9 protein-coding genes are annotated in these 11,513 nt (G+C 31.1%); 4 read left to right on the top strand and 5 right to left on the bottom strand.

Annotated elements, in window-relative coordinates; translation table 11 throughout:
• Positions 1 to 427: 427 nt before the first annotated feature.
• Positions 428 to 880 carry an SsrA-binding protein SmpB gene (gene smpB / locus V6U76_RS02475; protein WP_333023440.1) on the bottom strand — a complete coding sequence of 151 codons (453 nt, stop codon included), beginning with the start codon at positions 878 to 880 and terminating at the stop codon, positions 428 to 430.
• 11 nt (positions 881 to 891) lie between these two features.
• Positions 892 to 2,349 carry a hypothetical protein gene (locus tag V6U76_RS02470; RefSeq protein ID WP_333023439.1) on the bottom strand — a complete coding sequence of 486 codons (1,458 nt, stop codon included), beginning with the start codon at positions 2,347 to 2,349 and terminating at the stop codon, positions 892 to 894.
• Between the two features lie 93 nt (positions 2,350 to 2,442).
• Here V6U76_RS02470 and V6U76_RS02465 point away from each other — a divergent pair, with 93 nt between their 5' ends.
• Positions 2,443 to 2,949, top strand: coding sequence for a Na+/H+ antiporter subunit E (locus V6U76_RS02465; RefSeq protein ID WP_333023438.1), 507 nt, complete (start codon positions 2,443 to 2,445; stop codon positions 2,947 to 2,949).
• Here the strand turns inward: V6U76_RS02465 and V6U76_RS02460 are convergent.
• Positions 2,942 to 3,367 (bottom strand): hypothetical protein, encoded by a 426-nt coding sequence (locus V6U76_RS02460; RefSeq protein WP_333023437.1) that lies wholly within the window; start codon positions 3,365 to 3,367, stop codon positions 2,942 to 2,944. The genes V6U76_RS02465 and V6U76_RS02460 overlap by 8 nt on opposite strands.
• A gap of 477 nt (positions 3,368 to 3,844) precedes the next feature.
• A complete protein-coding gene (locus V6U76_RS02455) occupies positions 3,845 to 5,053 on the bottom strand; it encodes a hypothetical protein (protein ID WP_333023436.1) in 1,209 nt (402 codons plus the stop codon).
• Positions 5,054 to 5,620: 567 nt separating this feature from the next.
• Here V6U76_RS02455 and V6U76_RS02450 point away from each other — a divergent pair.
• From V6U76_RS02450 to lepA, 3 genes are all read left to right on the top strand, one after another.
• Positions 5,621 to 6,850, top strand: a complete 1,230-nt coding sequence (locus V6U76_RS02450; protein WP_333023435.1) for a hypothetical protein — start codon at positions 5,621 to 5,623, stop codon at positions 6,848 to 6,850.
• 234 nt (positions 6,851 to 7,084) lie between these two features.
• Positions 7,085 to 7,282, top strand: a complete 198-nt coding sequence (locus V6U76_RS02445; RefSeq protein WP_333023434.1) for a hypothetical protein — start codon at positions 7,085 to 7,087, stop codon at positions 7,280 to 7,282.
• Between the two features lie 927 nt (positions 7,283 to 8,209).
• The gene (gene lepA, locus V6U76_RS02440; RefSeq protein ID WP_333023433.1) at positions 8,210 to 10,006 is read left to right on the top strand and encodes a translation elongation factor 4; all 1,797 of its coding nucleotides are present in this window, start codon (positions 8,210 to 8,212) and stop codon (positions 10,004 to 10,006) included.
• A 162-nt stretch (positions 10,007 to 10,168) separates the two neighbouring features.
• Here lepA and nuoH read toward each other — a convergent pair whose 3' ends face one another.
• Entirely contained in the window at positions 10,169 to 11,188 is a 1,020-nt protein-coding gene (gene nuoH / locus V6U76_RS02435; RefSeq protein ID WP_333023441.1) for an NADH-quinone oxidoreductase subunit NuoH, read from the bottom strand.
• Positions 11,189 to 11,513: the final 325 nt, after the last annotated feature.

Below are 11,513 nucleotides of genomic sequence, written 5' to 3'. Positions count from 1 at the left end.
TGCTCTCCTTCTCTTAGCTTCACTTCTATCTATTGACTAACCCATAACTGGGGTTCAAGAAAGATCAAAATCTTAGCAGATTCAGGTTACAGAATAATGCAGAAAATTCACACAATTACCATACAGAGAAACGAAAAAGAAGCTGCTTGCAAGGAACAAAAGCAAAGTCCTTGCAAGTCGAAGAGTTAATTTAGAATGTGCATGAACCTTTTATGCACATTTTCTACTTTTTAGTAGATCAATGTCTGTCTACATCCACTTCTTCTGCTATGAATATCCTCTCCAACTAGCTTTTTAATCGTATAGCATCCTCCATCTCCAAAAATCTTATTACATCTCTAATTATTTTTTATTTCAACACTACCTAAGTCCTATCACTTCATTGATTGATCAAGAATTTGCTTTGGAAACACAATGCATGATAGATCTAAGTCGTAAGATGTTTTAGTGCTCTCTGCTTTTCACGGTCCCATTCTCTTTGCTTGATAGTTTCTCTTTTATCGTGAAGTTTCTTTCCTTTTACGACAGCTATTTTAATTTTAACAATGCCTTTATTGTTAAAATAAATCAATAATGGCACACTTGTCATTCCAGAAGTTTTTATTTTACCTACCAACTTGTTTATTTCCTTTTTGTGCAGTAATAACTTACGTGTTCTTTTTGGCTTATGATTTAGCTTGTTTGCAGATTTATACTCTGCAATATGCATATTATAAATCCATAATTCTCCTTTTTTTTCGATTATATAAGCATCAGAGATATTTACCTTTCTCTCTCTGACTGACTTCACTTCGCTACCAAAAAGCACTATACCAGCTTCTATTTCCTCTAAAATAAGGAATTCAAACCTAGCCTTTCTATTTTCTGCGATTACTTCCACATTTAGCAACTCTATATTCGACTGATAGCAATACTCGTACTATTATAACATGATAAACTTACATGTTCTAGCTCTGTGTTAACATCTGTATTAACAGCGGAAGATACAGAAACTTGTCTGTTTAGGATTTCTCCATTGATTAAAACGTCTTCTTGTGTTAATTTTAGGTTTAGATTTCCAGTTTTTTCGTCAACTTCACAAGAATCAGAAATTTTTTCTTTTAATGCGTTTACTACACTATCATAAACCTTTCCAATAACATTTTTTAAGAATGGCATAAGTTTCACAATTGAGCTTATCCAAGCTGGATGATATTTCTTTTGATGATAAAAATCTACAGCTTTACTCTTATCGACTTCTATTGTTATATTGTCTGAATCTATATTAAATTTAGTATATCCCTCCTGTTCATGACTTATACGATACCCACCATAAGCTCCACGTCCTTTTGCCAAACTTAACAACTTATGTAATTTAAATAAATTATTCACATCAACTCCTGTATTCAGCATAATCATAGCATTAAAGTTTACTTTAGCATTAACTACTGGATTATCGTCATAATATCCAGGAATACCACTGCCTATATTTATTCTCTTATCATTTTCCCTTTTGATGTTAAGATCCATGAAATCTGGAATAACTATATAAGCACATTTACCTGTAATAGTCATAATCTTCTCACAATTTTCAAGCTTTGCTGTATAGCCATTTTCTCCAAGCTCAAATTTCGTCAGTTTAAACTTTGTACTATTTTTCAACTCTGATTGTGGTTGAGCCTCAATTTTAATTTCATCACGATCTGGCTGATTATATAAAGCTAATGCTATCATATTATTACTTTTGAAAATATCCGAATTCTTTACTTCCTCGTTACCTTTATAATACTGATTGTTTTTGTACTTAAAGCATTCTTTATTTTCTTTTCTCTCCTCATGGTCAGAACTTTGTTGATTCTTCAACTCTTCTGGCAACAAAGCATCAAAATATTCTTCATTCTCTTCGCCCACCTTAAAATTAGAACTTTGTTGACATTCCAACTCTTCCAGGGCATCAAAATACTCCTCAGCACAGATTAAAATATTTTCTTTATCGTTACTTACAATTTCTTTATTTACTTTAATAGCCTGCTCAGAAGCAAACTTACCATTAATATCTGCAGTTTTTATATCTTGGAAATCATTAATACATAAAACACGGATTTTTTTTGCAAAAAGCCTCTTTAGAGTTAATGAATTTTTATTTTTATCAAACTTTGGTTTTCCTATAGAATTCGCCTTTTTCTCTGACGTTTTATTATTAGAGTTAAATTGATAAACGCCATATATCCCGAACCATCCTTTAGTTACTATAAGGTAGGTATCACTACTAATATCCTTATAGGCTTCTACAGATTTGCCAGCAAAACCAAAAGACCAGTTCTTTTTTTTAGACTTAATAAAGCGTTCTTTTAATGAGGAACCAATCATAACAAATAAGTAAAATATCCAAACATTTTAATAACAACTGTTCTTATATACTTTTGCAACCATATATTATAATATACAAGTTTATAGTTTTATATGAATATGAATCATTCAAACTTATCCTATACAATATGTTTATTCATTAGCTTACTGATATTATGGGTAATATTATCTGGACATTTCGGTTTTTTCTTCATATCTTGTGGCATAGCATCCTGTATACTAACTGCATATATTGCTGTGCGTTTGTTAAATGCAACACCAGAATTCGGCAAGTTAGTCGAGAATCGAGTCAAATTGTCACCTTACCAATCTTTAAAATTTATTATTTGGCTGTTTTACCAAATGATTTTATCAAGTATTTATGTAATAAAAAAAATATTGCAAACACACTTATTGCTAAAGCCTGTTATCATTTCCATCAAATCAAAGCAGCCTAATAATTTCAGTGCCGTTTTATTTTCTAGTTCATTAACGATTACTCCAGGCACTTTAACCATTTTTATTAAATATGAAAAAAATCATGCATTCATTATTTTATCTCTCATTGATAAAGAGTTAAAAACCAGTGTTTCTGTAATGGAAGAAAAGTTTATTAAGTAATTGCCTTAAATAAGCTTACAGCAGTACTATACTCTTTTTTGAGGCTTTCATGTATCTCTTTTGGTAAATTATTACCTGTAATAGAAGATATATATTTATATAATTCTTCTAATCTACATAAATTATTCTTTTTTTTACTACTAAATTTATACGGGAAAATATTTTGCATGATATCAATCGTAATAATTTTGTTTAAGAATACACTTTCATCACTGATTATTAACCTAACTAAAATAGTGCTACTTTGAGGGTTAGAATTCAATCGATCAGCAGAACTAATGAGTTGTGAAGTTGTAATTATATATAGAGCGATTATCCTTGATAAGCAATTTTCATTATATTCACAATCTTTAATTACTTCCCATTTTATCACTTGTGATTTTCCCATATCATTTATATTATTCCGTAATTTGTCCATTTGATTTTCTCCAATTAATTCAAGTTTACAAATTATACAAGTATTTTGTTAAATAAGTCATAACACTATAAAAAGCATATCATGAGAGCTTTCATATCATAATTAACTTTCTCTCCATTCTACAACTTATTTACTAAATCTCTTTCGAAATTCATACTCTAAATTCCAACAATCAGATTAAATCTTAGAGCATATCTTCAAAGTCAAAAAAGAGCTAATTTGTAAAGCATAATAGTAATCATATTAAAGAAGATAGCTTTGAGGTGAGAGAAGAAAGCTCCTGGTCATGCGTCTAAATTTGAGAGCCGAGCAAGGCCCGTTCTACAATCAAACGTTTCAGAATAACTTCAAATTCTATATTAACTAACCTCTTGGTAATTAGTAATAATCATCCTGTTTCCAATAAACAACAATTTTTTTATTCACCTGTATATCCAACATAGATATTGTTTTTATCATGATTAATTATAAAAAACTTTATACTATGTTTATACCATTTACCTTTTCATGAATTTGTATTTTTACATTGCTAAGTTTAGTTGGTATGTATGAAAAAATAACATATCTAGTTGTATTAGTTATACGGCTTAGCGCTTCTTTCACTTGATTAATATTATTATGTTGCTGAGGAGAAGCACTCTGCTCCTGAGGAGAAGCATTTTGCTTCTTAGGAGAAACATTCTGATCCTGTTGCTGAGAAGAACTATTCTGATTCTGTTGCTGAGGAGAACTATTTTGCTGCTGAGGAGAACTATTTTGCTGCTGAGGAGAACTATTTTGCTGCTGAGGAGAACTATTCTGATTCTGTTGCTGAGGGAAAGTATTCTGCTGCTGATTAGACGTAATATCTCTACTTATATGGAATGCTCCTAGTAAAGAAGAAATAGCAATAACTACAAAATGAAAATGATTTAATATAATAAATGAAGTCTTTTCTACTTTACTATGATTTTCTTGTTCAACATAATATTCACCCCAAAAAGTAAATGCCCCCCCGAACAGTATTACAGGTATAATACAGAAAGAAATCCCTTGCCTTATTTGAATCTGTCTAACTATCTCATCATTACTACTATCTTTAAGCTCAATAACATATTTTTCTCTCATTATTAAAGATTTCATAAAACCACTTCTCATAATTTTTATGAAACACCCATTTTGCTTTGAAGATTCTATTAATGACTTTGCTTTTTCACCTTTACCAGACAGAACTAAAAAATATAGTAAATTACCTTTATTAAGATTCTCAATACTACCTAAATGATTTAGGTCATTTTGATTGTTTGGAAGGTTAATGTGAGAACTATTTTGTGGATTAGTAGTACTACATGAATATACAGCTTGACTGTTTGAAAAGTTAACTTGAGAGCTATTTTGTGAGCTAGTAGGACTACCTGATGGTGTAATAGTGTTTATACTACAATTACTAGCACTATTATTGCTTGCAAAATAACTTTGTGAATCATTTTCTACATTACCAGTTTCGCTCTTCGATGTTTTATTTGACTGAATTGAATTATTCTTCTTTTCTGAGCTTATGGTTATCTTACTACTCTCAGTATTGGTGCTTTCTGAAATAAAACTTTTGTTGCTTGAAGCATTAGAATCATTTTTCTTGGAACTCTCCACTGAGCTAGTCTTATCATAATTAGAGCTTATACTAGTATTTTTTTCTTTATCTGACATAATGTTTACCTAATTAAAATTATATTAGGTATAATTATACTATGCTCTATATGCAGTCAAATTATTTTTTTGTTTTTTTTATTTTGAGAATCATGAATTAATAACATGAATTAATAAATAGGTAATAAGTTACCTATTCTCTTTAAAGATTTCAGTATAGAAATATAATCAAGAAAATCATAATATTCACTAAAACTTCATCTAAACATCAAGAAGCGAAAGTTTTAAGAGTAAAAGTCCGTTAAAACTATAAAATTAACTACTTGATTATTGATCGAGATCCTTGCTCTAAATATAAGAAAGCAGCAAAATTTAACATAAAATTTTAGATAAAAAGCAACAGTATATTGTAAAACTACTACCCTTTGTGGTAGTATCGCTAATAAAAAAGCTTTGTGTATGGTATGACTCTTAATGCGCTATTTTTATACTCTAGTAAGTTTTGGCTGTTTTTTAATCTATGGTTATATCTGTGATACAGAAAGAGCTTTCTGTTTCTTTTTTAATTAATTCATAATTAGTAAACATACTTTATAATGTATAAATATATTATAAGGCAGGATATATATGACAGAGAGACAAGAAATAAAAAGCAAAGTTATTAAAGCTAAAAATGCAATAATAAAAGCTGCAGATAAAGCCATAAAGGTTACAGAGAATGTTATGAATGCTGCAGATAGTGCTATAAATAAAGCTACAAATAAAGCTATAGACGAAGTAGAAAATTTAGCCCAAAAAGCTGCTCATAAAATTTCTTCTAGTACTAAAAGCTTATATAGAAAAGTTACAAAAAGCGGATCTTTTGATCTTAATAAAAGCTATGAGCACTCAGAATTACAAGGTAGATATCGAGTGACTGAAAAGTTAGTGGCAAACCCAGAATGGGAAAAAAAGAAAAGAAAGGAAAAACTTCAATATGCAGTAAAAGAGTTTTCTAAAGCGAGTCCAAAATCAGGTAATAATCAAGTATCAAAAGAAGAACAGGTTGGTATAGATCTTGGTAATAAACTGGTAATTGATCACTATACTGGCATTTTGTATAAAGCACCTCCAATGTTTGAAGAACCTGCATATATGAAAGAGGTAGGTACAAGAGAAAGAAAAAGCTATGAAGAACTTATTGGATTTGAAACATCCGCCAAACGCTTTTCTTTAAAAGAGCAGGTAGAAAATACAAAAATTATAAAAAAGGACTCACAAGGTGAATGTAGATTATTTGATCAACATAGCAATTTATATGATACAAGCAATAAAATGAGTAAAGGTGAGAAAGGAGTTGTAGCTTATGCTGTCACACTTGATGGTAAATTAGTTGCTTCAGAACATATTCAACCAGATTATGGTACTAAATATGGGCATTACCACTCAACACTTCTTGGTGGAAAGCCAGGTCTGTGTTTTGGTATGATGAAAGTGAAGGATGGAAAAATATCTGAAATAAATACCTTTAGTGGTCATTACAAACCAACTCAAGAAAACTTATATAATGCTGCGTTTCTGAAATCAGATCTAAAAAACGTTTTTACTGATGATATAAGAATAACAACATTAAGCACCTCATACAATAAGAGAAAAGATACACTCGAGCATACACTACATTCAGAAAATGCGAAGCAATTTGAACAAAGAATGGAAACAAAAGGATCTGATGGCTTAACAATGCCAGAAAGATATTTCGGAGCATTACGAAACTACAATATAGAGTATGACAAGAAACTAGAGCAATCTAAATCAAGCCATACTGAAAAAATTATCAACGAAAGAACAAATAATAGTGAGCAAACAAGGTCACGGTAGATTTAAAATTCATTAGAGATTCAAGAGTATAAGAATCTATGTGCTTTATAAAAAATATATCTTATGTTTAACATAAATCTTGTATCAGTATATAATTATTAGCAGTTCTCTATACTATTGTAGATAAGTTTTACAAGGAGTAGTAGATAAGCCAGTTCACTAACAGAGACCTCTAGCATCACTGTACTAAAGGTTATAATCCACTAGAAAGTAACATGAGAGTGGTAATGAAGTTTGAGAAAAAATAAGCAAGTTGGGAGACGAAAGGTTTCGCCGATTAACTGGTGTAAAACTCAAGTAACATTCAAGAGAATAACTGAGATTTTAATTGCTGCAGAAGCCAAAAGAAGGCCAAATGAGGAAAATCAACCAAATTGTGGGAATACCAGCTTGCTGATTAGACTGGAATATTTGAGAAAATATACGAAGTAAGTGAAAGTGCCTACTATCGTAACATTCGATTGAGTAGAATACGGATTTTGTGTTGTCAGGGCGATATGAATTTGGTAATTGATGCAACCGAGACTCTCGTGGAAAGACCGAAGCAGAAAAGATTTTTTTTAGGAAAAATTACAATGTAAAAACACAGATTATTTCAGAAAAGGAGAGCAATTTGCATGGCTTTCTCAAATGATAGAAAGCGTGATTTTTCGGCTTTTTAAGGAGTCAGGATATTACAGGAAATTAAGGTATTAGCTGACTCTGGCTATAGAGATTTGTAAAAAATTCATGAAATTGCCGCATAGGAAGACGAAAAAGGACTAAAGAAAAAAGGAAAGAAGAGTTTGCTAGTCAGAGAGTGATAGTAGAAAATGTTATTAAAAAGGTTCAAAATTATCTAAGATTGGTATCGGAATCGACGAAAACGTTTTGGTTTGAGGTTTAATTTGATAGATGGAATTTATAATACGATAGACATATCTATAAAGAACGTCATTTGATTGATTGGTAAAATAAAAACATTTTAGGCGTATTTTTTCTAAAACTGCTGAGATTTATTCAGGTTTTTTAAATTTTGTTGCGCTTCTTGTATGGCTTCTCTAACATTTTGTCCAAAAGAGCCTAGGGATAAAAAGCAAGTTATTTTCATTACATCTCATGGTAGTTTATGTCGACACTACAGCTTTTCTCTTCTACTTTTTTGCTATATTTTTTCATAATAAAATTATGTTCACGGAACCCAGTTGGAAACTTTGATTCGTATAATAATTTTAGCAAGTTGCAGATTTTGTCTGCTTCTGTTTTGAAAAAACTTTTAGCGCACTTTAAATATTCTAGGGTAAGCTTATACAAAGTATTTTAATCATTGATATAAAATCACTGCAAATATAGAATTAATTTAATTTGAAGTAATAAAACATGAAAGATATAAGAAACTTTGCTATTATAGCGCATATAGATCATGGTAAATCAACGCTTGCTGACCGCTTAATAGAAGAATGTAATGGATTAGAAATAAGGGAGATGAAAAATCAAATACTTGATTCTATGGACATAGAGCGCGAGCGTGGTATTACAATCAAAGCACAAACAGTAAAACTGGATTATACAGCTAATGATGGTAACAAGTATTCTTTGAATCTAATGGATACACCTGGACATGTTGATTTTTCATATGAGGTGAGTCGTAGTTTGGCTGCTTGTGAAGGGTCACTTTTAGTTGTTGATAGTAGTCAGGGTGTGGAAGCACAAACTTTAGCAAATGTATACAAAGCAATCGATAGTAATCATGAGATAATAGTTGTATTAAATAAAATTGATCTTCCTGCTGCAGATCCAGAAGGAGTGAAAGCTCAAATTGAAGAAGTTATTGGCATTGATGCAAGTGAAGCAATATTAATATCTGCCAAAACTGGATTAGGAGTACGAAGCGTACTTGAAGCGATAGTAAGAAAATTACCTGCTCCAAGTGGCGATATAAAGAGTCCATTACAAGCAATTTTAGTTGATAGCTGGTATGACACTTACCTAGGAGTAGTGATTTTAGTGCGAGTTAAAAATGGGGTACTAAAGAAAGGCATGAAGATTATTATGATGTCAAATAATACTGTATATCAAGTAGATAATATAGGTATTTTCACACCTAAAAAAGTCATGACAAATGAACTTTCTGCTGGAGAAATTGGATTTATTACTGCTTCAATGAAAGATATAGCAAGTTGTAAAGTTGGTGATACTATTACTGAAGAAAAAAATCCATGCAAAGAAGCATTACCAGGGTTTAGGGAAGTTCATCCTGTTGTATTTTGTAGTATTTTTCCTAATGAAACTGATGATTTTAAATACTTAAGAGAAGCACTAGAAAAATTGCACTTAAATGATGCAAGCTTTACTTTTGAAGCTGAAACCTCAAATGCACTGGGTTATGGATTTCGTTGTGGTTTTCTTGGCATGCTTCATTTAGAAGTTATGCAGGAAAGGCTTGAAAGGGAATTTGATCTAGATTTAACTGCTACTGCACCAAGTGTTATTTATAAAATTATGAAGCAAGATGGGAAAATTTTGTATATTCATAATCCAAATGATATGCCTGAAACAACTAAAATTGAATTTGTAGAAGAGCCATGGATTGTTGCAACTATTATGGTTCCTGACCAATATTTAGGTGAGATTTTATCTTTATGTAATGAAAGAAGAGGCGAGCAAAAAGATTTATCTTATATGAGTAATACCACAACCGCACTTTTAAAGTATAGGTTACCATTGTCTGAAGTTGTTTTTGATTTTTATGATAGGCTAAAGTCAGTATCAAAAGGATATGCAAGTCTAGATTGGGAGATTTCTGATTATCAACTAAGTGAAATAGATAAGTTAAGTTTTTTGATCAATGGAGAATCAGTAGATGCATTGGTATCAATAGTACACAAAAGTAGAGCGGAAAAAAGAGGACGAGAAATATGCGCACGTCTGAAAGATTTAATACCACGTCAACAATATAAAATTGCGATTCAAGCAGCAATAGGAAGCAAAGTTATTGCTAGAGAAACAATTAGCCCATATAGAAAAGATGTAACAGCTAAACTTTATGGTGGAGATGTAACAAGAAGGATGAAGTTACTTGAAAAACAAAAAAAAGGTAAGAAAAGATTGCATTCAATAGGAAATGTTAATGTTCCACAAAATGTGTTTATTCAAGCTCTGAAAATAAGTGATTAATACATAAAAAGGTCATTGACTTAGAGTAAGTAGATTCCAAATTTATTTACTCATTTATTTTCTTTCAAAACCTTTATGTAAATAAACTACTACTATCATAATCTACTATTTTTTTTGTAAAGTAATGTTTTTTAAGACAGTTGAATGTGAATATAAACTTATTTACCAATTAGGTAGATTATTAGTATAAAGCAACACACTTGAGACTAATATTATCCAGAATAGCGATATCGGTAAAAATACTTTCCAACCAAGACGCATGAGTTGATCGTAACGATAACGAGGAACTGTGGCCCTTATCCAAATAAATACAAATAAAAGCATAACTATCTTAAAAATAAACCAAACTAACCCTGGAATTTTATATAGGAAACCGACATCAAATAAAGGGTACCAACCGCCTAGAAAAAAAATCGTTACCATAGCACTTGCGAGTATCATGTTTGCATATTCTCCAAGGAAGAAAAGAGCGAAAGGCATGGATGAATACTCAACATTATAACCTGAAACAAGTTCCGCTTCAGCCTCTGGTAGATCAAACGGATGCCTGTTGGTTTCCGCAAGCAAAGAAATGAAAAATATTACTCCTGCAGGTAAAAGTAATAAGTCAACCCAAAATGGTGCATTGTGTTTTACTACAACCATCTCTCCCAGATTTAATGTCCCAGTAGTCACTATAACAGTTGCGATTATTAGTCCAATTGAAATTTCATATGAGATCATTTGAGCTGCTGATCTTATAGCACCTAGAAAGGCATAATTTGAGTTACTAGACCATCCTGCTATAATCACTCCGTATACTGCTAAAGAAGATATTGCAAGAATATAAAGCACACCAACATTTATATTAGCAATAGCACTTGGTATCACTATTCTTTTGCTATTTTCTATAAATGTTTCTTCACCAAAGGGTATTACTGCCCAAGCAATCAATGCCAAAACAAAAGTTATCATTGGTGCAATAAAGAAGAGCTTCCTATCCGCTTTAAGTGGTATTATTGGTTCTTTTATTATTAGCTTTATTGCATCTGCAAAGGGTTGTAATAATCCAAATGGACCAACTACACTAGGACCTTGCCTAAGCTGCATTGCAGCAAGTACTTTGCGTTCAAAATATACTAGATAAGCAACCGATAACAGTAATGGAATAATAATCAGGATGATTTGTACTATTAAAGGCATAAATACTGCTAATAAACATTTAGATAATATTAAAGTATAGTAATCATAAAAACTTAAAAGTGCTAGCAAAATCTCAAAAGGCATGACGTGCCTAAGAGGCTACACATTAGACCTCTTCGAAACTATAAAAATTCTAGATGCCAGACAAAACAGTTTGATTGGAGAGATTGATGATAAAGAATCTGAAGTAAATACCAAGTAAAAAGTTTATTTTTTCTTAAGAAGAGTGCATAGGATAGAAAATATTGCTTCCTGAGTTTCGCCATCACAATTATAATATAGAAAATCAAGTAAAAATCTCAAGAATTTTAATCTCAGAATATTC

The sequence above is a fragment of the Wolbachia endosymbiont of Pentidionis agamae genome, assembly GCF_036711655.1.
In the GTDB taxonomy this organism is placed as follows: Bacteria; Pseudomonadota; Alphaproteobacteria; order Rickettsiales; family Anaplasmataceae; genus JAZHPY01.
The sequence above is the reverse complement of the archived record's forward strand: the minus strand, read 5'-3'. Positions and strand labels throughout refer to the sequence as shown.